Origin of the sequence: Serratia sp. 22278 (genome assembly GCF_052045405.1) — a bacterium.
In the GTDB taxonomy this organism is placed as follows: Bacteria; Pseudomonadota; Gammaproteobacteria; order Enterobacterales; family Enterobacteriaceae; genus Serratia; species Serratia marcescens.
This window is the reverse complement of sequence record NZ_JBQEOW010000007.1, coordinates 1-26,141: the sequence shown is the minus strand read 5'-3', so window position 1 is coordinate 26,141 and position 26,141 is coordinate 1. Positions and strand designations below refer to the sequence as shown.

Genomic DNA, 26,141 nt, shown 5'->3' with positions numbered 1-26,141 from the left:
CTTCACCCGCGGAACCGGTATTGCTCGATCGACGACGGATGCATCTCGATCGAGTAACCGGGCCGGCTCGGCGGCATGTAGGCCGCGCCGTTGATCACGCAGGGATCGACAAAGTGTTCATGCAAATGATCGACGTACTCGATCACCCGGCCTTCGTGGGTGCCGGCGATGCACAGGTAGTCGATCATCGACAGGTGCTGCACGTATTCGCACAGCCCGACGCCGCCGGCGTGCGGGCAGACCGGCAGCTGGTATTTGGCCGCCATCAGCATCACCGCCAGCACTTCGTTGACGCCGCCGAGACGGCAGGCGTCGATCTGCACCACGTCCACCGCGCCGCGCATGATGAACTGTTTGAACATGATGCGGTTCTGGCACATCTCGCCGGTAGCCACCTTGACCGGCGCCACCCCTTCGCGGATGCGGCGATGCCCTTCGACGTCGTCCGGGCTGGTCGGCTCTTCGATAAACCAGGGTTTGGCGAACGCCAGATGTTTCACCCACGGAATGGCTTCGTCCACCTCCCACACCTGGTTGGCGTCGATCATCAGCCGGCGATCCGGGCCGATCACCTCACGGGCGATGCGCACCCGGCGAATGTCGTCTTCCAGATCGCGCCCGACCTTCAGTTTCAGGTAGGAGAAACCGGCGTCGACCGCTTCCTGGCACAGGCGGCGCAGCTTGTCGTCCGGATACCCCAGCCAACCTGCCGAAGTGGTGTAGCAGGGGTAACCTTCCTGCAGCAGCCGCTCCAGGCGCCGTTCTTTGCCCTCGGCCCGCTGTTTCAGTAGCGCCAGCGCTTCCTGCGGCGTGATGCAGTCGGTGATGTAACGAAAGTCGATGCAGCGCACCAGCTCCTCCGGCGTCATCTCTGCCACCAGCCGCCACACCGGTTTGCCGACCGATTTGGCCCACAGATCCCACACCGCGTTGACCACCGCGCCGGTCGCCAGGTGAATGGCGCCTTTGTCCGGCCCGATCCAGCGCAGCTGGCTGTCGCTGGTGAAGCGCCGCCAGAAGGCGCCCATGTCGGCGGCGATCGTCTCCAGCCGCTCACCGACGATCTGATGTTCCAGCGCGCGGATCGCCGCGCAGCAGATCTCGTTGCCGCGGCCGATGGTGAACGTCAGTCCGTGGCCACTGAGATCCGCGCGATCGGTCTCCAGGATCACGTAGGCGGCGGAATAGTCGGGATCCGGATTCATGGCGTCGGATCCGTCCAGCCCCAGCGAGGTGGGGAAACGAATGTCTTCAACCCGCAGTGCGGTAATGGTGGTCATGGCGGCGCTCCCGGTTAAGCCTGTACGGTTTGCTGGCGCTGTTCGCCCAGCCCTTCAATGCCCAGACGCATCGTCTGGCCCGCCCGCAGGTAGATGGGCTGCGGTTTCTGCCCCATGCCGACGCCCGGCGGCGTGCCGGTGGAGATCACGTCGCCCGGCTGCAGGCTCATAAAGCGGCTGAGGTAGCTGACGATCTGCGGAATGCGGAAGATCATGGTGCTGGTGTTGCCGTCCTGATAGCGCTTGCCGTCCACCTCCAGCCACAAATTCAGGCTGTGCGGATCGGCGATCTCGTCGGCGGTCACCAGCCAGGGCCCGATCGGCCCGAAGGTGTCGCAGCCTTTGCCCTTGTCCCAGGTGCCGCCGCGCTCAATTTGATATTCGCGTTCTGAGACGTCGTTGATCACGCAATAACCGGCGACGTGGCGCATCGCATCCGCTTCGCTGATGTAGCGCCCGCCCAGGCCGATCACCACGCCCAGCTCCACTTCCCAGTCGGTTTTCTGCGAGCCGCGCGGGATCTCCACCCGGTCGTAGGGACCGACCACCGCGCTGGTCCATTTGTTGAACACCACCGGTTCTTCAGGAATGGCCGCGCCGGTTTCCGCCGCGTGATCGGCGTAGTTCAGGCCGATGCAGATGAACTTGCCGATGCCGCCGACGCAGGCGCCGAGGCGCGGCTGCCCCTCGACCAGCGGCAATGCGGCGCTGTCCAGCGCGCGCAGTTTGGCGAGCGACGCCGGCGATAACGCGGCGCCGCCCACGTCGGCAATATGCTGCGACAGATCGCGCAGGCGGCCCTGTGCATCCAACATGCCGGGGCGCTCTTGCCCAGGTTGCCCATAACGTAAAAGTTTCATGCGTTCCTCTCTCAAAAATGGCGGATCAGTTGCTCCAGCCGCCGTCGATGATCTGCACCGTGCCGGTGGTGTACGAACTGGCGTCGGAGGCCAGATACAGCGCCAATTGGGCGATTTCCTCGGTGGTGCCGATGCGCCCGATCGGCTGGCGGGCGACGAACGCCTGATACACCTCTTGCTCGCTGCGCCCCTGTTCGCGCGCCTGCTCGGCGATGCGCTGGCGCAGCGACGGCGATTCCACCGTGCCGGGGCAAATGGCGTTGCAGCGGATGCCCTGGGTGACGTAATCCGCCGCCACCGAGCGCGTCAGGCCGATCACCGCCGCCTTGCTGGCGCTGTAGGCGAAGCGGTTCGGCACCCCTTTCACGCTCGAGGCCACCGAAGACATGTTGATGATCGAGCCTTTGCCGCGCGCCAACATGCCCGGCAGGAAGGCGCGGATCATGCGGAACATCGCGGTCACGTTGAGATCGAGCGCGAACGCCCACTGATCTTCGCTGCAATCGAGGATCGATCCGCTGTGCACTACGCCGGCGCAGTTGAACAACACGTCGATCGGGCCGATCGCCTCCGCCGCCGCCGCGATGGCGGCCGGATCGGTGACGTTCAGCGCCAGCGCGCGGATCCCGGCGCAGCCCTGCAGGCGCTCGAGGTTGATGTCGCTGGCGATCACTTCGGCGCCGGCGGCGGCGAACAGCCTGGCGGTGGTAAAACCGATCCCTTGCCCGGCGGCGGTGATCAGTACGCGTTTCCCGGTTAAATCCATCTTGACTCCTCGGCCTAAAGGTCTAATGGTCAGGCCACTAAGGGCGATTAAAGGTCAGGCCTCTAACATGACAAAAGACGCTTTACGCGTTATCGTTGGGGGAAGAAGTTAATAAAACAGCCTTGAAACCACATTTCAATTAACCATTTTTTTACACTTGAATAACGATTACTCAAGCGCCTTGTCGCATAATTGTGCGCCAAATCACTGAACGCCGAATCGTCTAAGGTCAAAAATGCCGATTACCCGACTGGAAAACCCAAGGATTTACAGGCAGATAGCCGATCAACTCAAACGTCTTATCGAGAACAACGAATTTCCGCCGGGCAGCCGCCTGCCCTCGGAGCGCGATCTCGCCCAGCAGTTGCAGGTCAGCCGCGCGTCGGTGCGCGAGGCGCTGATCGCGTTGGAAGTGATCGGCCTGGTGGACGTCAAGGTGGGCAACGGGGTGATCGTGCGTTCGCAAACGCCGCCGGCGGCGTCGCAGGAGTCGGTGATGGCCCAGGCCGGCCGCAACCAGTGGGCGGAGATCGACGACGAACTGAATATCGAGCTGGATTTCAACGCCGAGCTGCCGCCGTTTTCACTGCTGCAAACCCGCCTGCTGATTGAACCGGAGACCGCTGCGCTGGCCGCGCGCCACGCCACCGACGAGGAGCTGGCGGGCATCCGCGCCGCCTATGAGCAGAACTGCCGCGATAACCGCGCCGGCTCCGCCACCCACCCCGGCGATCGACTGTTCCACATCCGTATCGCCCAGGCCAGCGGCAACCCGGCTTACGCGTTCATCATCGGCCATCTGCTCGGCCACCGCTACGGCAGCATGTTCCGCGTGCTGCAGCGCCACTATACGCCGGACGACATGCCGCACCGTTCCGAGCTGGAACACCGGGCGATCCTGGCGGCGATCGAAGCGCGCGATGTGCGCGGCGCCCGCAAAGCGATGAAGGCGCACCTGGATGAAGTGATCGCCATTTTCGCCCGCGCGCAGTAAGCCGCCGGCGGTGAAAAAATTTTATCGCCACCGCTCTTTTTTCTACATGCAGCGGGGGGGCGGGCACATTACACTGGGCGATGGATTACGCCCTTTCCCGCTGCATTGTTAAATGGATAACGACCGTTGAAGAACTCTGTCTCCGCTTTATTGCTGGCGCTGGGCCTGTGCGCCGCGCCGCTGGCCGTGCAGGCCGCGCCCCCGCAGCTGGCTTCGCAAATCGTCGACCAGTATGCCGAACATATTTTCTACAACAGCGGCGCCACCGGCATGGCGCTGGTGGTGATCGACGGCAATCAGGTGGTTAACCGCAGCTTCGGCGACACCAAGCCCGGCAATAACCTGCGCCCGCGCCCGGATTCGCTGATCCGCATCGCCTCGATCACCAAGCTGATGACCAGCGAAGTGATGGTGAAAATGGCGGCGGCAGGCCAGGTCAAGCTGACCGACCCGCTGCGCAAGTACGCTCCCAAGGGCGCCTATGTGCCGTCTTACAACGCCGGCCAGCCGATCACCTTATTGAACCTGGCGACCCACACCAGCGCGCTGCCGCGCGAGCAGCCGGGCAAAAAGCCGCCGAAAACGCCGGTATTCACCTGGCCGACCAAGGCTCAGCGCTGGCAATGGCTGGCGCATGCCAACGTCACGGTGCCGCCGGGCGTGCGCGCCGCGTATTCCAACCTGGCGTACGATCTGCTGGCCGACGCGCTCTCGCGCGCCGCGGGCAAGCCTTACAGCGCGCTGCTGAAAGAGAAAATCACCGCGCCGCTCGGCATGGTCGACACCACGCTGACGCCGAGCCCCGAACAGTGCTCGCGCCTGATGGTGGCGGCGGCCGGCCCGAGCGCCTGTCGCGACACCACCGCCGCAGCCGGCAGCGGCGGCGTCTACTCCACCCCGCGCGACATGCAGCGCTGGATGCAGCAGTTCCTCTCCTCCAGCGCCAGCGGCCCGCGCAAAGCCACCGCCGCCAGCGAGCAAACCATGTACTTCCAGCGCCACGATCTGGTGTCGCTGAAGGGCATGGACGTGCCGGGGCAAGCGGATGCGCTGGGATTGGGTTGGGTGTATATGGCGCCGAAGGACGGGCTGCCGGGCATCATTCAGAAGACCGGCGGCGGCGGCGGATTCATTACCTACATGGCGATGATCCCGGCGAAAAACGTCGGGGTGTTCGTGGTGGTGACCCGTTCGGAGCTGAGCAAGTTCACCAACATGAGCGATCCGGTCAACCGCCTGGTGAGCGATCTGGCGGCCAACAAGAGTTGAGATGAGGGGCGCAGCCAACTGCGCCCCCGCGCCTCAGGCCGGCACCGCCATCTGGTGGATCACCGAATGGAAGTTGCGCTTGAAGTAGATCAGGCCGTTGCCCGCTTCGCTCAGCGCGATCTGCTTGATCTGCACCAGGTACATCTGGTGGGTGCCGATGCTCTGGATCTGCTCGATCTCCCCTTCCAGGCTGGCCAGGGTATTGCGCAGCACCGGCTGCCCCAGCGCGCCGAGCTGCCACTCTTCCAGCCGGAAACGATCTTCCATGCTGACGCCGGTCATGCCGGCGAAGTGGCGCGCCATCAGCTCCTGCTCGTGGTTAAGCACGTTGACGCACAGCCTGCGGTTTTCCTGAAACACTGGGTTCATCGCGCTGTTGCGGTTGATGCACACCAGCAGCGTCGGCGGCGTATCGGTCACCGAGCACACCGCCGTGGCGGTGATGCCGCAGCGCCCCGCCGGGCCGTCGGTGGTGACGATATTCACCGCCGCCGACAGGCTGGCCATCGCGTCGCGAAAGCGCAGCCGCTGTTCATTTTCCTGAGACATACAACCTCCTCCTGAATTACTTCAGCAGATTATCCAACTGATTAATATCGTCATTGTTCCGCAGGTGCGGCACCTTCCAGCCGTGCTGATCGTAATCGGCCAGGCACTTGTCGACCATCTGCATCATGCGATCCATGTTGCCGGATCCCTGCGCGTGGCGCAGGCACTGCAGGCGGATCTCATCCTGGCTGCCGGCGTAGTTGATCTCATACAGCTCGTGGCGCCCGCCGAACTCGCTGCCGATCGCATCCCACATCAGTTTGAGGATCTTGATGCGCTCGACGTGATCCATACCGTCCGATCCGCGCACGTAGCGCGCCAGGTACTTGTCGATCTCCGGGTTGTTCATGTCGCGCACGCTGGACGGCAGGTAGATCAGGCCGCTGGTGACGTTCTTCTCGATGATGTGTTTCACCTTGGTGTAGGCCATCGGCGCCATCACGCGGTAGGTTTGCAGCGCGGCGGAATCCGGCAGGTAGGCGCCGTTTTCCCATTGAGTGGCTTCGGCGCACATCGCGTCGCTCAGCGACCAGAACAGGTTGCGCCAGGCCACCACTTCGCCCAGATCGGCCTGCACGCCGCGGAACTCCAGCACGCCGGTGCACGAGAGGCTCTTTTGCAGCAGCGCGGTGATGAAGTCCATCTTCACCGCCAGGCGCACGCAGGCCTGCAGCGGGAACAGCCGGGCGAAACCGCCCTGGGTGCTCCAGCGGCGGCAGCGGTCGAAATCGCGGTAGATCAGCACGTTTTCCCACGGGATCAGCACATGATCCATGATCAGGATCGCGTCGTTCTCGTCGAAGCGGCTGGTCAGCGGGTAGTCGAACGGCGAACCGGTCGCGCCGGCCACCAGCTCGTAGGAGGCGCGCGAAATCAGCTTCACCCCTTCGGCGTCCATCGGCGCCACGAACATCAGCGCGAAGTCCGGGTTATCGCCCATCACCTGCGCCGAACCGAAGCCGATGAAGTTGTAGTGGGTCAACGCCGAGTTGGTGGCCACCACTTTGGCGCCGCTGACGATGATGCCGGCGTCGGTCTCTTTCTCCACCTGAATGTAGACGTCCTTCACCTCGTTGACCGGCTTATGACGATCGATCGGCGGGTTGACGATAGCGTGGTTGAAATAGAGCCCGGTTTCCTGAATGCGTTTGTACCAGTGGCGCGCGTTGTCGGCGAACTGGCCGTAGAACTCCGGGTAAGCGCCCAGCGCGCAGCCGAAGGCCGCCTTATAATCCGGCGTGCGCCCCATCCAGCCATAGCTTTGGCGCGACCAGTCGGCGATGGCGTCACGCTGCTGGCGCATCTCTTCCGGGCTGCGGGCATAGCGGAAGAACTTGTGGGTGTAACCGCCGTTGCCGGTGTCGGTATTCCAGCACAGGCGATCCTGGCTGGCCGGATCGTGCAGCGCGTCGTACAGCTGGCCGACCGAGGCCGCCGCATTGCGGAACGCCGGGTGAGTGGTGACGTCTTTCACGCGCTCGCCGTAAATGTAAATTTCACGGCTGTCCTGCAAACTTTTCAGGTATTCGGCGCCGGTGAACGGGCGTTTACTGTCGGCACGAAAGTCTTCTGGTTTCATCGGGTCTTCCTCGTAATCGGCATTTTTCAGGCCGTGGAGTCGGCCATTTGTTAAAATAATGTTTTCTTTTGGTTGCTTAATTGAAGCTGCCAAAGCCGGTTTCGAGAAGAGACTTTTGCGGCAATCGCCGGTACTTTTCAGGTCAGTTTGCCGCTTTCGCGGCAAACTGTGATCGCGGTTACGAAAGGGCGTGTTGCGCCGCGCGGTAGGTCGAGGGGGAACAGCCTTCCAGCCGATTGAAAAACCGGGCGAAATAGGCCGGATCCTTGAAGCCGAGGCTGTAGGCGGTTTCATGCACCGTGCAGGCGCTGAACAGCAGCATGCGCTTGGCCTCGCGCAGCAGCCGATCGAAGATCAGCCGCTTGGGCGGCCGGTTGGCGAAGCGCCGACACAGGTCGTTGAGCCGCGATTCGGTCACCCCCAACGCCTGCGCATACTCCGGCACCGGCAGGTGCTCGCGAAAACGCTCGTCCACCATCTTGTTGAAGCGCTGGAACAGCTGCAGTTCGCCACGCACGCCGCTGTTGGCGCTGTCTTCCAGCGCGGTATTGCGCAACAGCAACGTGAACACCGCCTGCGCCAGCAGCGCCAGCGTCTGTTCGCGCCCGGCCAGGTTCTGCGCGAACTCGCGGCGGATCAGCGCCCAATAGTGGCTGAGCGCCGTCAGCTCCTGCGGCGCGTCGGCCAGCGACAGGCAGATGCCCGGCATGTCCAGCGCCAGGTTGCTGCCGGGGTACAGGCGCTCCAGCAGCGGCCAAATCAACTCCTGACGCACCGTCAGCACGTGGCCGTCGCTGTCCGGTTCGGTGAAGAACGCATGCGGCACCGACGGCGGCGTGAGGATGAACAGCGGCGCCTGCACCGAATAGTGCTGATCGTCGAGCTGCAGCTCTATCTTGCCGGTCTCCAGAAAATGCACCTGGAAGAAGCAGTCGTGCCAGTGCACCTGCATGTCGCGGCCGAAGAATGCCGCCAGCCCGGCGAAGGTTTCGTAGTGCACCTCGTCGGCGGCGTAGCGCGCGTCATACTCTTTGCAAATATCGATGTTGGCGATAAAACCGGTACTTTTCCGCACCTCATGACCTCCTGCAATCCTGCCTGTCTGCGTATCAAGGCGTCGCTCTCGGGCGCGAATCCTTCATCGGGATGCGCCACACCAGCACGGCACCGACGATCAACAGCGCCGAGACGAAATACAGCCCGGAGTTGAAGCTGCCGGTCATGTCCTTGAACCAGCCGATCAACAGCGGGCTGAGCGCCGAACCGATGTTGCCGGTGGCGTTGATCACGGCGATCCCCACCGCCCGCGCTTCCAGGCTGATCGACTGATCCGGCGTGGTCCAGAAGATCGCCATGGCGGTAAAGGAACCGACCGACGCCATCACGATCCCCAGCAGTTGGATCAGGCTGTGATCGGTGGCGGACGCCAGCAGCCAGCCGGCGGCGGCGAACAGGTACGGCAGCGCGGTGTGATGCTTGCGCTCCTGCAGCCGGTCGGATCGTTTGCTCCACCACACCATGCCGGCGATGGTGCAGATCTGCGGGATCGCCGCCAGAATGCCGATCGTCACGTTGCTGCTGCCCTGGTTGAAGCTCTGCAGGATCTGCGGCGTCCAGATATTGATCGCGCTCAGGGTGTTGGTCAGGCAGAAATAGGCCAGCGTATACATCAACACAATCGGCGTGAAAATCTCGCGCCACAGGCTGCGCTGCTGCAGCGCGCGGTGGCTGCTCGGCCCGTTGGGCTGCACCAGCTGCAGCTTGTCGGCCTCCATCATCGCCTTCAGGCTGGCTTTTTCCTCGTCGGTCAGCCACTTGGCCTTAGCCGGCGTGTCGTCGAGGTAGAACCACACCACCACGCCCAGCAGCACCGACGGAATGCCTTCCAGCAGGAACAGCCACTGCCAGCCCTTCAGGTTCATCACCCCGTCCAGCGCCAGAATATAGCCGGAGACCAGCGAGCCGATCGCCATGGTCACCGGCATGGCGATCATGAACAAGGCGTTGGCGCGGGCGCGGTAGAACGCCGGGAACCAGTAGGTGAGGTACACCAGAATGCCCGGCAGAAAGCCGGCCTCGGTGATGCCGACGATCATGCGCAGCACGTACAGGCTGGTGGGTCCGGTGGCGAACATGGTGCAGGTGGAGGCGACGCCCCACAGCACCATGATGGTGGCGATCCAGCGCCGCGCGCCGACCCTGCTCAGCATCATGTTGCTGGGAATGCCGAAGATCACGTAGGTGACATAGAACAACGTCGCCGCCAGCCCGAACATGGTCGAGCTGAGGCCGAGATCTTTGCCCATCGTCAGCCCGGCGAAGCCGATGTTGATGCGGTCGAGGAAAGAGAAAACAAACAACACGAACAGGAAAATGATCAGGCGCCGAAACAACTTTTTAATCACCGATTGCTCGGCGGCGGTTAACGCTTTATGTTGCTGCGCCGGGTTGGCCGGCGGCAGCGAATCGACGTGGTTCATGGTTCAGTAGACTCCCGATGAAGGTGCTTGCGCCCCGCCCTGTTTGAACTCGTCCGCCAGGGCTTCCGCCGCCCGCGCCAGCAGGGTGGTATCCACCCCTACCGCGACGAACAGCGCGCCGGCTTCCAGATAGCGCTGCGCCAGCGCCTTGTTGGCCATCAAAATGCCCGGCGCCTTGCCGGCGGCGCGGATGCGCGCGATGGCGTCATCGATGGTGCGCTGCACCTCCGGGTGCTGCGGATTGCCGGCGAAGCCCATGTCGGCGCTGAGATCCGCCGGGCCGATGAACACGCCGTCCACCCCTTCCACCTGCAGAATGGCGTCGAGGTTTTTCACCGCCTCGCGGGTTTCAATCTGCACCAGCACGCACATCTGCTCGTCGGCCTGCTGCAGGTAATCGGGCACCCGGTTCCAGCGCGAAGCGCGCGCCAGGGCGCTGCCGACGCCGCGCACGCCATGCGGCGGATAGCGCGTGGCGCGCACCGCGTCGCGCGCCTGTTCGGCGTTCTGAATCATCGGGATCAATAAGGTTTGCGCGCCGACGTCCAGCAGTTGCTTGATGATCACCGCGTCGTTCCACGGCGGCCGCACCACCGGCTGGCTGGGGTAAGGGGCGACCGCCTGCAGCTGCCCCAGCACCGTCTGCACGTTGTTGGGCGCATGTTCGCCGTCGATCAGCAGCCAGTCGAAACCGGCGCCGGCCAGCAGCTCGGCGCTGTAGCTGCTGCACAACCCGAGCCACAGCCCGATCTGCGGGCGTTTTTCCTGCAGCGCTCGCTTGAAGTGGTTGGTTAACATCGCATTCTCCCTGACAAGCGGGCGCGGCGCGTGGCCCCCGCCCGGTTATTGCGGCTCGGTTCGCCGAGCCTGCTTATTAGACGAAGCGGCAGCTGATGCAGCCCATCGGGCCGTAATCGACGTGGAAAGTATCGCCGCGCCGCGCCGGCACCGGCCGGGTGAAGGAACCGCCGAGGATCACCTGCCCCGCTTCCAGCTCCACCTCATACGGCGCCAGCTTGTTGGCCAGCCAGGCCACGCCGTTGGCCGGGTGGTTGAGCACCGCCGCCGCCACGCCGGACTCTTCAATCACGCCGTTGCGGTACAGCAGCGCGGAGATCCAGCGCAGATCCAGCGCATCCGGCTTGATCGGCCGCCCCCCCATCACCACCCCGGCGTTGGCGGCGTTGTCGGAGATGGTGTCGAACACCTTGCGCGGCCGCTGCGTCTCGGGATCGACGTTGTGGCTGCGCGCATCGATGATCTCCAGCGCCGGAATGACGTAGTCGGTGGCGTTGTAGACGTCGAACAGCGTGCAGTTCGGCCCGCGCAGCGGCTTGGCCAGCACGAACGCCAGTTCCACCTCCACCCGCGGCACGATAAAGCGATCGATCGGAATGTCGCTGCCGTCGTTGAAGAACATGTCGTCCAGCAACGCGCCGTAATCCGGCTCGGTGATCTGCGAGCTCACCTGCATGGCCCGTGAGGTCAGGCCGATCTTGTGGCCTTTGAGCGTGCGCCCCTCGGCGATCTTCAGTTCTACCCACTGCCGCTGAATGGCATAGGCGTCTTCAATGGTGATCTCGGGATGATCGAGCGACAGGGCGCGGATCTGTTCACGACTCTTTTCCGCCTGATGCAGGCGCTGCACGGCGCGGTTAACCTGCTCTTTATCCAGCATTTACGACCCCTTATTCACGCCTTGTTGAACAGCGCGTGGACATTGTTCTGTTTGTAATTCAGCACCGGATCCAGCTCTTCCATGGTGAAAGAGAGCGCCAGGTAACGCTGCGCCATCAGCGCGGCGAAGTGTTCCTTGATCAGCGCAAACAGCATCTCGCCCACCTGCTGCCGGCTTTCCAGACTGCGACCGTGGCCGATCTTCAGCGTCATGTGCACGAAGGCGTAATCCTGCTTGCCGTCGGCCATTTGCCAGGTATCGAGCCAGATGGCGCGGCTGCGCACGCCGGCCAGAGGGAAGATGCCGGTCGCCGCCAGCGCCTCGTTGACCTTGGCGAACAGGGTGGGCAAATCCGCCTCGCGGCGGATGTTGTCGGTACATTCAGCGTAAAAATGGGGCATAGCGTTCTCCACACGGCGCATAGGCGCGGGCGAGGCCCGCGCAGCAGCATTTACAGCGTATTGCCAAGTTTGAAACCTTTTTCCGTATCGCCCTCGCGGGTATAGGAAAAACCGTCTGCGCCGATGGTGACGGCCATTTCGCTGGGCGCGCTGCGTTCGATGACCGGCTGCGGCTGCCCATCGAGATCCAACACCAGCGATCCTTCGGTGTACCAGCTCGGCACCACCGGATTACCCCACCAGTCGCGGCGCTGGTTGTCATGCACGTCCCAGGTCACGGTCGGGTTGTCCGGATCGCCGGTGTAGTAATCCTGCGTGTAGATTTCCACACGGTGGCCATCAGGATCGCGCAGGTAGAGATAGAACGCGTTGGAGACGCCGTGACGGCCAGGGCCGCGTTCGATCAAATCGGATTTGCGCAGCGCGCCGAGCTTGTCGCAGATGGCCAAAATGTTGTGTTTTTCATGGGTGGCGAAGGCGATGTGGTGCATGCGCGGCCCGGCGCCGCCGGTCATCGCGGTATCGTGCACCGTCGCCTTGCGGCGCATCCAGGCGGCGTAAACCACGCCGTCTTCATCGCGGATGTCTTCCGTCACGCGGAAACCCAGCCCCTGGATATATTCCACGGCGCGCGGCACATCAGGGGTGATTTGGTTAAAGTGGTCGAGGCGCACCAGCGCGCCCGGCGTATACAGATCGTAACGCCAGGCCAGACGCTCGACGTGCTGCACATCGTAGAAAAACTCATACGGGAAACCGAGCGGATCTTCTACCCGCACCGCATCGCCGATGCCTTTGGCGAACCCGTTCACCCGCCGCTCGGTGCGGCAGCCAAGCGCCTTGAAATACGCTTCGGCGCGATCGACGTCTTCCGGCGTGCGCACGCGGAAAGCAAACGCCGCCACGGCGGCGACCGGGCCTTCGCGCAGCACCAGGTTATGGTGAATGAACTCCTCCATCGAACGCAGGTAGAGGGTTTTGTCATCTTCGGCGGTTACGACCAGGCCGAGGATATCGACGTAAAATTCGCGTGCGGCTTTAAGGTTCGTGACCTGAATCTCCATGTAGGCACAGCGCACGACGTCGGGAGCAGGGACAGCATTAGTGGTCAGTTTTGTCGTCATTGTTCTCATCTCTTTCGTTATTATTGTGGCCTGAGGCTCAGACGCCCCATTTCGGGATCGGGTGGTCACCCATGGAAATGCACACGTTCTTCATTTCGGCGAACACTTCGAAGCTGTATTCGCCGCCTTCGCGGCCGGTGCCGGAGGCTTTCACGCCGCCGAACGGTTGGCGCAGATCGCGTACGTTTTGGGTGTTGACGAAAACCATGCCCGCTTCGATGCCGCGGGCCAGGCGCAGAACCTTGCTCACATCCTGCGTCCAGATGTACGACGCCAGGCCGTACTCCACGTCGTTGGCCATGCGCAGGCCGTCTTCTTCTGATTTGAACGGCAGCAGGCAGGCCACCGGCCCGAAGATCTCCTCCTGCGCCACGCGCATCCGGTTGTCGACATCCGCCAGCACCGTCGGGCGCAGGAAGTTGCCGTGGCTCAAGCCGGCCGGTTTATCCGGGCCGCCGGCCAACAGGGTCGCCCCTTCCTCCACCCCGAGGCGGATATAGCCGGAAACTTTTTCCCAGTGCTGAGGGCTGATCAGCGCCCCCACCTGGGTGTTGGGATCTTGCGGATCGCCGACGCGCAGACGGTTGGCGCGCTCGGCGAAGCGTTTGACGAATTCCGGGTAGATGCTCTCCTGAATAAAGATGCGCGAACCGGCGGTGCAGCGTTCGCCGTTGATCGAGAAGATGGTGAACAGCGCGGCGTCGAGCGCCCGCTCGATGTCGGCGTCTTCAAAGATCAGCACCGGCGACTTGCCGCCGAGCTCCATGGAGAATTTCTTCAGCCCGGCGCTTTCGATGATGCGGCGGCCGGTGGCGGTGCCGCCGGTGAAGGAGACCGCGCGCACGTCTTTATGGCGCACCAATGCGTCGCCGGCGGTGGCGCCGTAGCCCTGCACCACGTTCAGCACCCCGGCCGGAATGCCGGCTTCCAGCGCCAGCTCGCCCAGGCGATCGGCGCTCAGCGGCGACAGTTCGGACATTTTCAGCACCGCCGTGTTGCCCAGCGCCAGGCAAGGCGCAGTTTTCCAGGTGGCGGTCATGAACGGCACGTTCCACGGCGACACCAGCGCGCAGACCCCCACCGGCTGCACCAGCGTGTAGTTGAGCATCTTGTCGTCCACCGGGTAGGTCTTGCCGTTCATCTGCTGGCACACCTCGGCGAAGAATTCGAAGTTGTGCGAGGCGCGCGGGATCAGCACGTTTTTGGTCTGATGGATCGGCAGGCCGGTGTCGGCGGTTTCCATTTCGGCGATCTGCGGCACGTTCTGGTCGATCAGTTCACCCAGACGGCGCATCAGGCGCGCGCGCTCTTTCATCGGCGTATTCGCCCACTTGGGGAACGCCTCTTTCGCGGCCGCCACCGCCTGGTCGATCTCCAGCTGGCCGCCGGAGGCCACCTCCGCCAGCACCTCGCCGTTCGCCGGGTTGGTGGTGGTGAAATACTCTTTGCTGGCGACGTTCTTGCCGTTGATCCAGTGGTTGATGGTTTTCATCGCAGGCTCTCCTCGTAATCTTTTTCACTGATAATGTGGTTAACCAAACGGCCGATGCCTTCGATCTCCACCACCACTTCGTCGCCCGGCCGCACGTCGGCCAGCCCTTTCGGCGTGCCGGTGGCGATCATGTCGCCCGGCTGAAGCGTCATGAATTCGCTCAGGTAGGCGATCAGGAACGGAATGTCGAAAATCATGTCGGCGGTGCTGCCGCGCTGGCGCAGCTCGCCGTTGACGTAGGTGCTGAGCGCCAGCCGGTGCGGATCGGCGACGTCGTCGCGATCGACGATATACGGCCCGATCGGCGTCAGGGTATCGCGGCTCTTCACCCGCAGATTCGGCCGGTAGTAGTTTTCCAGGTAGTCGCGGATGGCGTAGTCGTTGCACAGGGTGTAACCCGCCACATACTCCATGGCGTGCTCGCGGCTGACGTTGCGTGCGGTCTTGCCGATCACCGCCACCAGCTCGGCTTCGTAATGCATGTACTCCACGTCGGCCGGACGCACCGATACCTGACGATGGCCGGTCAAAGTGTTCGGCGCCTTGAGGAACACCAGCGGCTCTTCCGGCGCCTTGAATTCCAGCTCGCTGGCGTGGTCGGCATAGTTCAGCCCCAGGGCGAACACCGTGCCCTGCGCCGGCGGCAGCCATTCCACTTCGCGCTCCTGCAGCACCTCGCCGTTCGGCAACGTGACGCGCAGCTGGTCGTCCACCGGAACGTTGACGATCTGGCCATGATGGCGAATACGGGCATGTTTCATGATGCGGCTCCTGCCTGGGTGACGCGGTTGCTCAGAGTGGGCAGGCCGGCGGCGCGCACCGTCACCTCATCCCCCGGTTTGATCGCCACCCGCTGGTGCGGGGTGCCGATCAGCACCGCATCGCCCGGCTGCAGGGTGATGAAATCGCTGATGGCGGCGATCAGCTCCGGCACCGAGCGCACCAGATCGGCGGTGGACCAGCGATCCTGCTCCACGCCGTTGATCTCGGTGACGATCTCCAGCCGATCGGCATTCTCCAGTTGGCCTATCTCTCCCAGCGGGCAGAAGCCGTCGCGGCATTTGGCCTTGATCGCCGGGCGATAGAAGCTGCTTTCCGGCAGGCTGACGTCGTTGGCCAACGCGTAACCGGCCAGATAACGGCTCACCTGCGCCGCCGGCACCTTGCGCGCGGTGTCGCCGATGATCACCGCCAGCGTGCCGCCGCTCTGCACGGTTTCACCGGCCGGAAACGGGATCGCCCCGCCGTTGGCGAGGTGGGTATTGCGCGGTTTGATAAACCACACCGGGGTTTTGGGCGGGGTCTGGTACGGCGGCTGGTGAAACGCCTGATCCCAGGCGTCCAGTTGGCTGCGGTGGTTCAGCGCAACGGAAAATACGGTGCCTTTCATGCGAACTCCTCCAATGGCAAAACATGACAACCGGCATTCATTAATATATTAATGATTACTTTTATACGCTGTGCAGCTTTTACGCAACGCGCTTGGAATGATTTGTGATCGTGATAACAAAATATTCACAAACAACAAACATTGGCGTGATTATTCAACGCATTAATCATTTTTCTCGCCATTTTTCGCTGCGCCACACATTTTTGCTTTATCCCTGCGGGTAACTTTGGCTACTATTAAGTTATTAACAAATCGGGCTTTGCGGGGCAGGCGCCCCCATGACGAGCGCCGTAACAGCGAACACCTTGATAGCTAAGGCCAAACTTATGCATGAATCGTTAACCATCGCCCTGCTGCAGGCGCGTGAAACCGCCATGGGGTTCTTCCGCCCGATCCTGAAAAGCCACAATCTCACCGAGCAGCAGTGGCGCATCATCCGCGTGCTGGCCAACAGCCGCTCGATCGAATTCCACGAACTGGCGGCGGAAACCTGCATCCTGCGCCCCAGCCTGACCGGCATTCTGTCGCGCATGGAGCGCGACAAACTGATCTTCCGCCTCAAGCCGGTCAACGATCAGCGCAAGCTGTACGTGTCGCTGACCCAGCAGGGTCAGGATCTGTATGAAGTGGCGCGCCACCAGGTGGAACAGGGCTACGCCGAGATTGAAGCCGCTTTCTCGCGGCAGAAAATGGACCAGCTGATGACGTTGCTGGACGAGCTGATCACCCTAGGCGACAGCCTGCCCGCCAACGTCACCGCGCATCCCGCCAAGCAGTGATTTAACCCACCGGAATTCTCACATTAATTGGCGTTGCAGCCAGGCGGCCAAGGCGTAAATCCCCAGTCGCTTACTCAAGTAAGCGACTGGGGGGCGTGGCTGCATCAAGCAAGCGGAGCATTCGTTTCTGGCAACAGCGCGCCGCCGTCCACCACCAGCGTCTGGCCGGTGATATAGGCCGCCGCCGGCGAGGCGAGAAACACCATCGCCGCGGCGATGTCTTCCGGTTCCCCCAGCCGCCCGAGCGGCACCGCGGCGGCGATCGCCTGATTCACCTGCGCATCGCCCAGGTTGGCCATCGCCGGCGTGCGGATCATCCCCGGCTCCACGCCGTTGACGCGAATATTCTCCGCCGCCAGCTCCAGCGCCGCCGCGCGAATAAACCCGTTCACCCCGGCCTTGGAGGCGGCGTAGTGCGCCAGCCCCGGATACGCCACCCGCGGGCCGGTCACCGACGAGGTCACCAGCAGGCTGCCGCCGCCGGCGCGGCGCATCCACGGCAGCGCCGCCTGCGCCAGAAAGAACGGCGCCATCAGATTGACGCTCAGCGTGCGTTGCAACAGGGCCGCGTCGATGGCAGCGAACGGCGTCAGCGGAAAATAGGCAGCGTTGTGGATCACCACATCCAACCGTTGATGCCGCTCGCCCACCGCCGCCACCAACTCGGCGACCTGCCCCGGCTCGGCCAGATCGCAAGCCAGTGCCTGCACGCTCAGCCCTTCGTCCCGCAGCATTTGCGCCGCCGCCTGCGCCTGCGGCAGCTGCACGTCCGCGATCGTCACCTCGGCGCCCAGCCGGGCGAAGGCGCTGACGATCGCCAGCCCGATGCCCTGCGCGCCGCCGGTCACCAGCACCGCCTGCCCGGCAAAGGCGTCGGCCGCATAGGTTGCGCTCATCGGCCTATCCTCGCGGGTGGCGCGTGGTGTTCAGCACCTGCGCGTGGGCGCCGACCGCAAAGTTGCTCAGCGCGCTGAAATCGCTGCCCTGATAACCGAGGATCTTGCCGTCGGTGCGCATGCCCTGCAGATCGATCATCACCACGCCCAGCGTCGGAATGATCTTCTCGCGCCAGACAAACAGATAAAGCTGCTCCGCCACCTTCACGTAGTGGCAGCGATCCACGTCCGCCAGTCCTTTCTCCACCCCGTCCAGACACTGCCAGGCGTAGAAGTTGTCGTTCAGGTAGATGTGCTCGTAGCGCTCGGTCGGGCTGTAGGTGTACATGTTGCGCATGCCGATCAGCTCATCGGTAAAGCCCGGCGGTGCCGCGTCGGCGTCATCCAGCGTGCCGAAGCGGAATTCGGCCTCGACTGCGGTCAGCGGCAGCCCCTGCTCAACCCGGCTGAAGGCGTCGAGCCGCGCCTGCGCTTCGTCCGGCAGTTGGCCGTACACCGCGCTGAAGTTGCCCTGATTGCGGTCGTACACCAGCGTAATGCTGGCGTTGGCGCGGGCGGGATCGAGAAAATCGATGAACAACACGCCGGGGCGAATGCTGGTGGCGCGATAGGCGATACCGCGCCGTTCCCCCCACTCCAGCGTCTGCTCATCGGTAAACCGACAGCGCTGCGTCGCGCCGTCGCTAAAGCGCAGCGTCAACGTGGCGCCCGCCAGGCCGTGCTGCCGTTCCAGCGTGTTGCTGTGCGGCGCAAAACCTTCCGCCAGCGCGCCAACCTGAATGAATACCGCTTCTGAACTCATGGAAATGCTCCTTACAGGGAAGTGAAAGCCAGGGTCGGCACATCGACAATGGTGGAGCCGCCGTCGGCCACCAGCGCCGCGCCGGTAATGATGGAAGCTTCGCTGGAACAGAGGAAACGGCAGACGCGGGCGATCTCCTCGGCGCTGGCCGGCCGGCGCAGCGGTACATCGCGACAGACCATTTGGTAGGCCTGCTCCAGCGAAATCTGATGGGCGTCCATCAGCAGTTGCATCTCTTCGTCCGCCATCGGCGTGGTCACCCAGCCCGGGCACACCGCGTTGGCGCGCACGCCCAGCGGGCCATAGTCGCGGGCGATGGAACGCATCAGCCCGATCAGCGCGTGCTTGGCGGTAACGTAGCCGCAAACCTCCGGCCCGGCGGCCAGCGAGGCGATCGAGGCCACGAACAGCAGGTTGCCGCCGCTCTTGATCAGCTCCGGCAGGCAGGCGCGCGCACTGGCGAAAGCGCTGTTGAGGTTGCTGTCCATCGCCCCTTGCCACTGCGCGTCGGTCATCTCGGTAATGCGCTTGAAGCCCATGCCGCCGGCGCTGCCGATCAGGCAGTCGATACGCCCGGCGTCGCGCAGAATGGCCGGCAGCAGCGTGTGGGCCCAGCTCTCGCCGCTGGCGGCGTCGCCCACCAGCGCCTGCGCGCCGATCTCTTGCGCCAGCGCCGTCAGCGGTTCCGGACGGCGGCCGATGATGAACACCCGATCGCCCTGCGCCGCCAGCAGACGGGCGCAGGCGGCGCCGACGCCGGTGCCGCCGCCGGTAATCACAACCACTCTATTCATGATTCAGCTTCTCCATCAGTTGGCCGATCATCAGCAGACTGCTCAACAGCAGCCGCCGCTGTTCGGTATCCAGCCGCAGATAGCGGCGGCCGGCCGGCACGCGGCTGACCACCTCCGAGGCGGCGAAATGCTCGATATCCACCTGCCAGCGCCCGTCGTTCACCGTCAGCCGCACGCGGCGAAAATCCAGCTGCGCCAGCGTCTCGCCGATCTGCGGGTAGCGCTGCAGGCCGGCCAGCAACCGCTGCACGGCCGTATGGCGCTGACGCAGCAGATAGCGCACCCCGCGCCGCCGCAGCCAACCGCCGGCCACCACGTCCAGCGTCAGCGGAGGCTGCGCTGCGCATGCGCCCTGCAGCCGAAAACGGTGGCTGACGATATGCGCCATAAACAGCCCCTGCACCTGTTCGCTGACCTCGATCTGCGTCCCCTGCGGCAGCGTCAGCCGCAGCAGGCCCGGCGCCAGGCGTTCGCACGCGTAGGGTTCCAGGTTGCGCGCCAGACGATCCAGCGCGGCGCCCGGCCGATAGCCCGACGGCGCTCGCCGCCAGGCGCGATTAAGTGAGGGAAGTAAGCCGATCAAACTGCGCCTCCTCGTTTTCACCCTTGGCGAACGCGTTCTCCAGCACCTGTTCGACCGGCACCGGCTTGAACGGATTCACTTTCTGCACGCACAGCGTCCAGAACAGCGCATAGGCGGCGGTCAGGCCGATCATCCAGCCGAAGGGAATGTAGACGTCGCGCGGATTCATCCCCGGCGGCGTGATGTAGACGATGGCCAGCACGATGCCGACGCTGGAGACGATCTGCGGCAGCGGGAACCACGGCGATTTATAGGCGCGCGGCAGATCGGGGCGGCGCAGGCGCAGCAGCACCACCGAGCAGGTCACCAGCAGGTAGGCCACGCCCCAGGCGCACACCGCCGCCAGCACCAGCGGAATGATCTTGTCGAGGTTGCCCTGAATGGCGAAGGCGTGTACGCAGGGGATCAGGACCGCCACCAGAATGCCGACCACCGGCGTCTTAAAGCGCGGGTGCAGATAGGCGAACATGCGCGGCAACGCGCCGTCCAGCGCCATGCCGTACAGAATGCGCGGCACCGCCGCCATCAGCGTGTTGATGGTCGCCGCGCCCGCCAGCAGCAGGCCGACGCCCAGCCAGTATTTGCCGAACTGGCCCATCACCTGGCCGGCGAAGGCCGGGATGGCCATCGGCGTTTCCAGCAGGCGCGTGCCGCTGGCGGCGTCGATCACCACGTTTTCCACCTGGTGGCTGAGCGCCGCGCCGTAAAGCGCCATGCACACCGCCACGCCGCACAGCCCGAGCGCCATCGCCCGCGGGATCACCCGATCGCAGCGTTTGATCTCCGGCGCCATCGGCGTCACCAGCTCACAGCCGACGAACATGAACATCGCCATGCCGATCAGACTGAACACCGCGAAGGGATCGTTCAGGCTCAGCGTGCTGCCGAACCAGCCCTCGAGCGGCACCGCATGCGGCGACAGCAGCCCGACGATGCCGAAAAACACCAGCGTGCTCCACATGGCGAAGGTCAGCACGATCTCCGCCTTGCCGAAGGCCTCGATGCCGAACGCGTTGAGCATGCCGAACACGACAACCAGCCCGACGCCGACCATCCAGGAGGCGTTGTGGCTTTCCATCAGGGTGTTGAGATGCTCGAAGTTCACCAGCGCCATGATGCCGGAGAGAATGGTCTCGGCGGTGCCGGCGAAGATGTGCACGATCAGGTAGGCCGACAGCGCGCCGGTGATGGCGAAAAAGCGCCCCATGCCGCAGGAGATGTAGTCGTAAACCGAACCTGAGGTCGGCAACAGCGCCGCCGCTTCGGAGAAAGTGGTGAGCTGCGCCTGCATCATGATGAAGGCGATCAGCATCGCCAGCGCGAAGGTATCGCCGCCGATGCCGAAGCCGCTGGTGACCGTCAGGATCACCGGGCTGGCCATGATCACCCCGACCGAACTGGCCAGGGTGGTGGGAAAGCCGACCTTGCCTCGAGCCAGGTGGGCGTGCAACCGCGACGACAGGTTCATGGTTATTTCCTCTTATAGTTTTGGCCTGATGCATGCAGGTGCTTGCAGGTTTTTCACCGCCAGCGGCGGTCATCTCACTATAGAGAGGAAAGGAAAATGCTGACTATCGTCCTTAAGGACGAGACGCTTTCAACCTGCGGCCGCGCTCACGGCGGCGCGCCACTGCATTGCCCCCTGCGGGCTGCGCGGGTAGGCGCGCAGCGGCGCCAGCAGCGCGGAAAAGAAGGCGTAATAGCCGGCGCACAGCCGGTTGTAGCGATCTTCGCCCACATGCGCCGGGCAACCGCCCTGGCAGACGCTTTTCACGCTGCAGCGTTGGCACTCGCGGCGCAGGCTTTTGTTCTTGCCGAACGGCATCTCCGCCGCCCTTGCCGCCAGGGTGGCGAGCGGCGTGTGGCGATCGGCATGGCCGAGCAGGTGCTGCGCATTGATCAGGTGATCGCAGGCGTAGAGGCGACCGTCCGGCTCCATCACCAGATTGCCGCCGCAGCGTTCGGCGTGCACGCAGCTGGGGCTGACGTGAGTGAAATACTGCGCGTAGACCTGCTCAATATTCATCACAAACACCTGGCCGACGTGCCCGCGGCTGCGCCAGCGGCGGTATACCGCCAGCATGAAGCGCCCCCAGTTGGCGGCGCTCAGTCCGTAACCGGCGGTGGGCGCATCCCCTTCCAGCATCAGCGGCTGGAACTGCAAATAACGCGCCCCGATCGCCACCGCATGATCGTAGATCGCCTCGGCGCGATCCGCGACGCCGTCGTGCACCACCATCAGCAGGTTGAAGTCGATCTGATGACGCTGCAACAACGCAATGCCGCGCAGCGCGGCGTCATAGCTGGCGCCGCCTCGCTTGTCCGGCCGGTGGGCGTCCTGCACCTCGCGATCGCCGTCCAGGCTGACGCCGAGGATAAAGTGATGCTGCCGGAACAGCCGGCACCAGGCGTCGTTCAGCAGTGTGCCATTGGTCTGCAGGCTGTTGCTGATCCGCACGCCCGGCGGCGCATAGCGGCGCTGCAACGCCAGCGCCCGCTTGTAAAAACCGATCCCCGCCAGCAGCGGCTCACCGCCCTGCCAGACGAAGTTGATCTCGCGGCTGTAACGCGGTTGGGCGGCGATGTAGCCGCGGATAAACTCCGCCAGCAGGTCGTCGTCCATCTTGCGCGTCCGCTCTTGCTGGCGCTGCGGGTAGTAACAGTAGCGGCAACCCAGGTTGCAGCCGGCGCCGATCGGCTTCACCAGCAAATGAAAAGGCGCCGCCGCGCGCGGTTCGCTCTCCACCGGGATCTGCTGCGCGCGCAGCTGGGCCAGATTCATGGCGCCGCCTGCGGCAACGGTTTGTGGGTCTGCGGATCCAGGCCGATGTAGCCACCGGTGCTGGCGTCAACGCCGAGATAGTCGATCGCTGCGCCTTTGGCTTCAATGACCATGCTCTGCTGCGCAAAGCGGCGATACGCTTCGCTCAGCCGTTTGACCCGTTCCGGGTTAGCGGCGGCCAGATCGCGCGTTTCCAGCGGATCGTCATGCAGGTTGAACAGCCCCCACGGCGCCATCTGCGCCGTCGGCCCGGCCTTCACCAACCGCCGCAGCTTCCAGATGCCGTCTACATAGGCGGCCTGGTTATGCAGCTCCACGCCGTAGGTCGCGCGCGGCACGCCGTTGGCCTCGCCGCTGAAATAGCGCTTGAAGCTGACGCCGACCATCGGCAGCGTCGGTTTGGCCTTCAGCGGTTTGTTGGCATCGATGCCGGCATAGTCGTACAGCGTCGGGGCGATGTCATACACCGCCATCGGCGTGCGGTCGATGCCGCCGCGCCCTTTCAGCTGTGGCGCGGAGATGATGAAATCGGTATTGATGCCGCCCTGTGCGCTGGTGGTTTTGTGGTAGTTGGCATACGGCGCATTGCTGACGTTGGCCCAGTGCGGCCCGTAGGAGATGAACGATCCCTTGCGGCCGAGGTTGGCGTAGCTGTTGTCGAACTGCCGCCAATACTCCGGCTTCGAGCCGTAGTAGAAGCCGCTGGCGGGGTTGGCGCCGTTGTCGGTGGCGAACACGATCACCGTATTTTGATCGCGACCGGTCTGCTTCAGGGTGTTCAGCACCGCGCCGACCTGATCGTCCATATAGGCAATCATCGCCGCGTACACCTGCATGGTCTTGGCTTCATATTTTTGTTGCTCGGGCGTCAGCGCGTTCCAGGCCTTATCCAGCGCCAGCGTCGGCATCGGCGTGCGATCGGAAATCAACCCCAGCGCTTTCAGGCGTTGAATGCGCTGCTGATAGGCCTGCTGGTAGCCGGCGTCGTATTTGCCGTCGAATTTGGCGATCCAGTCATCCGGCGCCTGCAGCGGATCGTGCGGCGCGGTGAACGCCAGATAAGCGAAGACGGGCTTATTCTGCGGCGTCTCGCGGATCCACTGTTCCAGTTGATCGGCATAGGCCTTGCTGGAGTAGAAATCTTTGGGCAATGACACGCGTTTGCCGTTCAGGGTGTAGAAGGTGTGGAACGCCTCCACGGTGCCCAGCGGTTTCGCATCGTCGAAATGGCTGGTGCCGCCGCCCATGAAAGCGAAGGCGCGTTCGAAGCCGCGATCGGTCGGTTTGGCGCCGTCGACATAGCCCAGGTGCCATTTGCCCGCCATCATGGTGGCGTAACCCGCGTCGCGAAAGCGCTCCGGCAATGTGGTCACGCGGTCGGTCAGCCGCATTTCATAGCCCGGCTGCGCGGCGGTGCTCTCATACCACCACATGCCGCCCATGCCGGCCTGCTGGTTGGTGTTGCCGGTCATCAACATCGACCGCGCCGGCGCCGACATCGGCGAGGTGTAGTACTGGCTCATGCGCACGCCCCGCTCGGCCAGCGCCTGCAGGTTGGGGGTCGGTATCTCGCCGCCGAACGGGCTGATGTCGGAGTAGCCCATGTCGTCCACCAGAATGATCAGCACATTGGGGCGATCGGCGTCCGCCCCCTGAGCCAGGCCCGATAAGGCGCCGCTCAACGCCACCGCCAGCGTTTTTTTCTGCATCGTTCGTTCCCCGTATGGTCATGTGGACTGAACAACCCGACGCCTCAGCCCGAGAAAGGTCATCATTTTTTCGTCTTATACGTTTGGCGCCGCCTGGCGCTATCTTCAATTCGCAGTGTAGGAAGCGGTGGAAAAGCCTGGCTATCGTTCTTAAGAACGAGGGACGGCGACGGTCGCGCCGGTTGTAGCACGCGCAGAGCGGCGAGGGCCTCGCCCAGGCAAGCATTGAAAAGCGCTGTAAATTCAGCGGGAAAAGCGGTGAATTATTTCATTAACCTATTAATGAAAATCGCGATGAATACAGCCTGAAAAGCCCTGACTAACGCAGTGTCATCTTGTTATTTATGTGTTTTATTGCAATCGGCCTCACGTTGTTAATATGTTTTTATTGTGTTGCCAAATTGCTACAACTATGCTTGTATCGTTCATATATTGACCGCCAACATTCTCCAGTTGAACGATAAAGGGAGGAACACGAATCATGCACAGCACCGCATCCGATGCCTTTATCAACAGTTGTTTGGCGACCATTACGCACCTGATCCCGGTGTCCGCCGGGGTGTTTTATCTGGTCGATCGCGACCTGCGGCCGGATCACTACATCCTGCACGGCATGCCCGATAAAACGCATCAGCAGTACCTGAACCACTTCCAGCAGATAGACCCGCTGCAGCCGGCCAATTTCCATCGCCAGGACATCACCATGGTCGGCATGAGCCCGGCGGCGATCGCCGGCAACCGCCGCTATTACCACGACTTTATGCTGCCGAACGACATGCGCGACATGACGGAGATCTTCATCCGCCAGCGCAAGCGCATCGTCGCCGGGGTATCGCTGATCCGCGATACGCCGTTTACCGAAGCGGAGCGCGGCCGACTGCGCGCGGTGCTGCCGCTGATCGAGCTGGCGACGCGCGATCTGCTGCCCGACGGCGAGGCGCAGCTGCTGACCGCCAAAGAGCAAGAGATCGTCAACCTGGTGCGCGAAGGCGCCAGCAATAAGCGCATCGCCCTGAAGCTGGGCATTTCGCTGTCCACGGTGAAAACCCATATGCGCAATATTTTCGCCAAAACCGACGTGGTGAACCGCACCGAACTGGTCGCCGGCGGTTTTCTCGCCCACGGTTAACGCCCGATAGCGGCCGCCGCTGCCGACGGCCGAAAAATAACGCCAGAACGTATTCGCCATTTATGGCGCGGCTTCCCCCTGCCCGCAATCGGGCCGAGCGGGATATTTCATCGTCACTTAACGCTTGGGGAATAAGGTTTATGTCCAGTGATTCGGTTTCCGCGCCCACCGTCGGCGCGGCGCTCCCCTGCCCGCCGCGGCTGCTGACCGCCATTATCGTCTTCGCCGCCATCGCGCCGGGCATTCTGATGACCGCCCCCGCCGTGGCCGCCCAGCTCGCCGCGCAGTGGCAGCTCGGTCCGGCGCAGATTGGCCACCTGTTCTCCACCGAACTCGGTGCCATGAGCCTGGCCACGCTGCCGGCGTGGTGGTGGATCGGGCGCATCAACTGGCGGCGGGTCGCTACGCTGTCGGCGCTGGTGTTTATCGCCGGCAACCTGGCTTCGGCGCTGGTGCAGGATTTCACCCTGCTGCTGCCGCTGCGCTTTATCGCCTCGCTGGCGGGCGGTACCCTGATGATCCTGTGCATCACCTGCGCCGCCGGCACCGCCAATCCCAGCCGCGTCTATGCCTTCTGGGTGCTCGGCCAGCTGGTGCTGGGCGCGGTCGGGCTGCTGGTGCTGCCGCCGCTATTCGCGCACTTCGGCCTGATGGCGGTCTACCTGATTTTGGCGGCCATCATGCTGTGCTGCCTGCCGCTCATCCCGGCGTTCCCCAACGGTTTCACCGCCGCCCGCGCCGCCCGCAGCGGCCCCGCCGCCTCGCTGGCGCGCAAGCTGTGCGCCGTGCTGGCGGTGCTGACCTT

General features: G+C 63.5%; 26 protein-coding genes. 5 read left to right on the top strand and 21 right to left on the bottom strand.

Annotation, left to right across the window (positions count from 1 at the left end; all coding sequences use genetic code 11):
* Positions 1-2: 2 nt before the first annotated feature.
* The 3 genes from ACTJJ6_RS14340 to ACTJJ6_RS14330 are packed head-to-tail and all read right to left on the bottom strand — an operon-like array spanning position 3 to position 2,906.
* Positions 3-1,280, bottom strand: coding sequence for an L-fuconate dehydratase (locus tag ACTJJ6_RS14340; RefSeq protein WP_025305193.1), 1,278 nt, complete (start codon positions 1,278-1,280; stop codon positions 3-5).
* A gap of 14 nt (positions 1,281-1,294) precedes the next feature.
* Positions 1,295-2,140, bottom strand: a complete 846-nt coding sequence (locus ACTJJ6_RS14335; protein WP_028127877.1) for a fumarylacetoacetate hydrolase family protein — start codon at positions 2,138-2,140, stop codon at positions 1,295-1,297.
* A 25-nt stretch (positions 2,141-2,165) separates the two neighbouring features.
* The gene (locus tag ACTJJ6_RS14330; protein WP_240293866.1) at positions 2,166-2,906 is read right to left on the bottom strand and encodes an SDR family oxidoreductase; all 741 of its coding nucleotides are present in this window, start codon (positions 2,904-2,906) and stop codon (positions 2,166-2,168) included.
* A 235-nt stretch (positions 2,907-3,141) separates the two neighbouring features.
* Between ACTJJ6_RS14330 and ACTJJ6_RS14325 the strand changes: the two genes are divergently transcribed.
* Positions 3,142-3,900, top strand: a complete 759-nt coding sequence (locus tag ACTJJ6_RS14325; protein ID WP_004933150.1) for a FadR/GntR family transcriptional regulator — start codon at positions 3,142-3,144, stop codon at positions 3,898-3,900.
* 126 nt (positions 3,901-4,026) lie between these two features.
* Positions 4,027-5,169, top strand: coding sequence for a D-alanyl-D-alanine-carboxypeptidase/endopeptidase AmpH (ampH, locus tag ACTJJ6_RS14320; protein WP_015376541.1), 1,143 nt, complete (start codon positions 4,027-4,029; stop codon positions 5,167-5,169).
* 33 nt (positions 5,170-5,202) lie between these two features.
* Here the strand turns inward: ampH and hpaC are convergent, their stop codons facing one another.
* The 11 genes from hpaC to ACTJJ6_RS14265 form a co-directional block, all read right to left on the bottom strand.
* A complete protein-coding gene (hpaC, locus tag ACTJJ6_RS14315) occupies positions 5,203-5,718 on the bottom strand; it encodes a 4-hydroxyphenylacetate 3-monooxygenase, reductase component (protein WP_004933156.1) in 516 nt (171 codons plus the stop codon).
* A gap of 16 nt (positions 5,719-5,734) precedes the next feature.
* Positions 5,735-7,297, bottom strand: coding sequence for a 4-hydroxyphenylacetate 3-monooxygenase, oxygenase component (gene hpaB, locus ACTJJ6_RS14310; RefSeq protein WP_004933158.1), 1,563 nt, complete (start codon positions 7,295-7,297; stop codon positions 5,735-5,737).
* Between the two features lie 178 nt (positions 7,298-7,475).
* Positions 7,476-8,372, bottom strand: a complete 897-nt coding sequence (gene hpaA, locus ACTJJ6_RS14305; RefSeq protein ID WP_004933161.1) for a 4-hydroxyphenylacetate catabolism regulatory protein HpaA — start codon at positions 8,370-8,372, stop codon at positions 7,476-7,478.
* Between the two features lie 34 nt (positions 8,373-8,406).
* Positions 8,407-9,777, bottom strand: coding sequence for a 4-hydroxyphenylacetate permease (hpaX, locus tag ACTJJ6_RS14300; protein WP_420277163.1), 1,371 nt, complete (start codon positions 9,775-9,777; stop codon positions 8,407-8,409).
* Between the two features lie 3 nt (positions 9,778-9,780).
* Positions 9,781-10,575 carry a 4-hydroxy-2-oxoheptanedioate aldolase gene (gene hpaI / locus ACTJJ6_RS14295; protein ID WP_033631724.1) on the bottom strand — a complete coding sequence of 265 codons (795 nt, stop codon included), beginning with the start codon at positions 10,573-10,575 and terminating at the stop codon, positions 9,781-9,783.
* A 76-nt stretch (positions 10,576-10,651) separates the two neighbouring features.
* A complete protein-coding gene (hpaH, locus tag ACTJJ6_RS14290; protein ID WP_004933170.1) occupies positions 10,652-11,455 on the bottom strand; it encodes a 2-oxo-hept-4-ene-1,7-dioate hydratase in 804 nt (267 codons plus the stop codon).
* A 14-nt stretch (positions 11,456-11,469) separates the two neighbouring features.
* Positions 11,470-11,856 (bottom strand): 5-carboxymethyl-2-hydroxymuconate Delta-isomerase, encoded by a 387-nt coding sequence (locus ACTJJ6_RS14285; protein ID WP_004933172.1) that lies wholly within the window; start codon positions 11,854-11,856, stop codon positions 11,470-11,472.
* 50 nt (positions 11,857-11,906) lie between these two features.
* Positions 11,907-12,980, bottom strand: coding sequence for a 3,4-dihydroxyphenylacetate 2,3-dioxygenase (hpaD, locus tag ACTJJ6_RS14280; protein ID WP_004933173.1), 1,074 nt, complete (start codon positions 12,978-12,980; stop codon positions 11,907-11,909).
* A gap of 37 nt (positions 12,981-13,017) precedes the next feature.
* Positions 13,018-14,472 carry a 5-carboxymethyl-2-hydroxymuconate semialdehyde dehydrogenase gene (gene hpaE, locus ACTJJ6_RS14275; RefSeq protein ID WP_033631722.1) on the bottom strand — a complete coding sequence of 485 codons (1,455 nt, stop codon included), beginning with the start codon at positions 14,470-14,472 and terminating at the stop codon, positions 13,018-13,020.
* Positions 14,469-15,233 carry a fumarylacetoacetate hydrolase family protein gene (locus ACTJJ6_RS14270; protein WP_143779185.1) on the bottom strand — a complete coding sequence of 255 codons (765 nt, stop codon included), beginning with the start codon at positions 15,231-15,233 and terminating at the stop codon, positions 14,469-14,471. The genes hpaE and ACTJJ6_RS14270 overlap by 4 nt, the downstream gene beginning before the upstream one ends.
* Positions 15,230-15,862, bottom strand: a complete 633-nt coding sequence (locus ACTJJ6_RS14265) for a fumarylacetoacetate hydrolase family protein (RefSeq protein ID WP_143779186.1) — start codon at positions 15,860-15,862, stop codon at positions 15,230-15,232. The genes ACTJJ6_RS14270 and ACTJJ6_RS14265 overlap by 4 nt, the downstream gene beginning before the upstream one ends.
* 326 nt (positions 15,863-16,188) lie before the next feature.
* Between ACTJJ6_RS14265 and hpaR the strand changes: the two genes are divergently transcribed.
* Entirely contained in the window at positions 16,189-16,641 is a 453-nt protein-coding gene (hpaR, locus tag ACTJJ6_RS14260; protein ID WP_004933183.1) for a homoprotocatechuate degradation operon regulator HpaR, read from the top strand.
* 104 nt (positions 16,642-16,745) lie between these two features.
* On the opposite strand, the gene ACTJJ6_RS14255 is transcribed toward hpaR, so the two are convergent.
* The 7 genes from ACTJJ6_RS14255 to ACTJJ6_RS14225 form a co-directional block, all read right to left on the bottom strand.
* The gene (locus ACTJJ6_RS14255; RefSeq protein WP_176063708.1) at positions 16,746-17,537 is read right to left on the bottom strand and encodes an SDR family oxidoreductase; all 792 of its coding nucleotides are present in this window, start codon (positions 17,535-17,537) and stop codon (positions 16,746-16,748) included.
* Between the two features lie 4 nt (positions 17,538-17,541).
* Positions 17,542-18,339, bottom strand: a complete 798-nt coding sequence (locus tag ACTJJ6_RS14250; protein ID WP_143779188.1) for a MoaF C-terminal domain-containing protein — start codon at positions 18,337-18,339, stop codon at positions 17,542-17,544.
* 11 nt (positions 18,340-18,350) lie between these two features.
* Positions 18,351-19,133 (bottom strand): SDR family NAD(P)-dependent oxidoreductase, encoded by a 783-nt coding sequence (locus ACTJJ6_RS14245; protein WP_025305180.1) that lies wholly within the window; start codon positions 19,131-19,133, stop codon positions 18,351-18,353.
* Entirely contained in the window at positions 19,126-19,716 is a 591-nt protein-coding gene (locus ACTJJ6_RS14240) for a DUF3156 family protein (protein ID WP_176063709.1), read from the bottom strand. The genes ACTJJ6_RS14245 and ACTJJ6_RS14240 overlap by 8 nt, the downstream gene beginning before the upstream one ends.
* Positions 19,691-21,184 (bottom strand): APC family permease, encoded by a 1,494-nt coding sequence (locus tag ACTJJ6_RS14235; RefSeq protein WP_440802778.1) that lies wholly within the window; start codon positions 21,182-21,184, stop codon positions 19,691-19,693. Before ACTJJ6_RS14235 ends, ACTJJ6_RS14240 begins: the two co-directional genes overlap by 26 nt.
* 129 nt (positions 21,185-21,313) lie before the next feature.
* Entirely contained in the window at positions 21,314-22,498 is a 1,185-nt protein-coding gene (locus ACTJJ6_RS14230; RefSeq protein WP_049194547.1) for an anaerobic sulfatase maturase, read from the bottom strand.
* Positions 22,495-24,207: an arylsulfatase gene (locus tag ACTJJ6_RS14225; protein ID WP_116404115.1), complete on the bottom strand. Its 1,713-nt coding sequence runs from the start codon at positions 24,205-24,207 to the stop codon at positions 22,495-22,497. The genes ACTJJ6_RS14230 and ACTJJ6_RS14225 overlap by 4 nt, the downstream gene beginning before the upstream one ends.
* A gap of 481 nt (positions 24,208-24,688) precedes the next feature.
* Between ACTJJ6_RS14225 and ACTJJ6_RS14220 the strand changes: the two genes are divergently transcribed.
* Complete coding sequence (locus tag ACTJJ6_RS14220; RefSeq protein WP_016929201.1) at positions 24,689-25,336, top strand: helix-turn-helix transcriptional regulator; 648 nt, start codon at positions 24,689-24,691, stop codon at positions 25,334-25,336.
* Between the two features lie 140 nt (positions 25,337-25,476).
* Positions 25,477-26,141, top strand: a 665-nt coding sequence (locus tag ACTJJ6_RS14215; RefSeq protein WP_440827407.1) for an MFS transporter, incomplete at its 3' end; no start/stop codon positions are given.

Bases quoted from the DNA above. Each gene is read 5' to 3' on its own strand.
- ACTJJ6_RS14340 (WP_025305193.1), bottom strand. From the start codon at position 1,280: ATGACCACCATTACCGCACTGCGGGTTGAAGACATTCGTTTCCCCACC.
- hpaD (WP_004933173.1), bottom strand. From the start codon at position 12,980: ATGACGACAAAACTGACCACTAATGCTGTCCCTGCTCCCGACGTCGTG.
- ACTJJ6_RS14245 (WP_025305180.1), bottom strand. From the start codon at position 19,133: ATGAATAGAGTGGTTGTGATTACCGGCGGCGGCACCGGCGTCGGCGCC.
- hpaB (WP_004933158.1), bottom strand. From the start codon at position 7,297: ATGAAACCAGAAGACTTTCGTGCCGACAGTAAACGCCCGTTCACCGGC.
- hpaE (WP_033631722.1), bottom strand. From the start codon at position 14,472: ATGAAAACCATCAACCACTGGATCAACGGCAAGAACGTCGCCAGCAAA.
- hpaC (WP_004933156.1), bottom strand. From the start codon at position 5,718: ATGTCTCAGGAAAATGAACAGCGGCTGCGCTTTCGCGACGCGATGGCC.
- ACTJJ6_RS14325 (WP_004933150.1), top strand. From the start codon at position 3,142: ATGCCGATTACCCGACTGGAAAACCCAAGGATTTACAGGCAGATAGCC.
- hpaR (WP_004933183.1), top strand. From the start codon at position 16,189: ATGCATGAATCGTTAACCATCGCCCTGCTGCAGGCGCGTGAAACCGCC.
- ACTJJ6_RS14330 (WP_240293866.1), bottom strand. From the start codon at position 2,906: ATGGATTTAACCGGGAAACGCGTACTGATCACCGCCGCCGGGCAAGGG.
- ACTJJ6_RS14235 (WP_440802778.1), bottom strand. From the start codon at position 21,184: ATGAACCTGTCGTCGCGGTTGCACGCCCACCTGGCTCGAGGCAAGGTC.
- ACTJJ6_RS14255 (WP_176063708.1), bottom strand. From the start codon at position 17,537: ATGAGCGCAACCTATGCGGCCGACGCCTTTGCCGGGCAGGCGGTGCTG.
- ACTJJ6_RS14335 (WP_028127877.1), bottom strand. From the start codon at position 2,140: ATGAAACTTTTACGTTATGGGCAACCTGGGCAAGAGCGCCCCGGCATG.
- hpaH (WP_004933170.1), bottom strand. From the start codon at position 11,455: ATGCTGGATAAAGAGCAGGTTAACCGCGCCGTGCAGCGCCTGCATCAG.
- ACTJJ6_RS14225 (WP_116404115.1), bottom strand. From the start codon at position 24,207: ATGCAGAAAAAAACGCTGGCGGTGGCGTTGAGCGGCGCCTTATCGGGC.
- ACTJJ6_RS14250 (WP_143779188.1), bottom strand. From the start codon at position 18,339: ATGAGTTCAGAAGCGGTATTCATTCAGGTTGGCGCGCTGGCGGAAGGT.
- hpaI (WP_033631724.1), bottom strand. From the start codon at position 10,575: ATGTTAACCAACCACTTCAAGCGAGCGCTGCAGGAAAAACGCCCGCAG.
- ACTJJ6_RS14230 (WP_049194547.1), bottom strand. From the start codon at position 22,498: ATGAATCTGGCCCAGCTGCGCGCGCAGCAGATCCCGGTGGAGAGCGAA.
- hpaX (WP_420277163.1), bottom strand. From the start codon at position 9,777: ATGAACCACGTCGATTCGCTGCCGCCGGCCAACCCGGCGCAGCAACAT.
- ACTJJ6_RS14270 (WP_143779185.1), bottom strand. From the start codon at position 15,233: ATGAAACATGCCCGTATTCGCCATCATGGCCAGATCGTCAACGTTCCG.
- ACTJJ6_RS14220 (WP_016929201.1), top strand. From the start codon at position 24,689: ATGCACAGCACCGCATCCGATGCCTTTATCAACAGTTGTTTGGCGACC.
- ACTJJ6_RS14285 (WP_004933172.1), bottom strand. From the start codon at position 11,856: ATGCCCCATTTTTACGCTGAATGTACCGACAACATCCGCCGCGAGGCG.
- ACTJJ6_RS14265 (WP_143779186.1), bottom strand. From the start codon at position 15,862: ATGAAAGGCACCGTATTTTCCGTTGCGCTGAACCACCGCAGCCAACTG.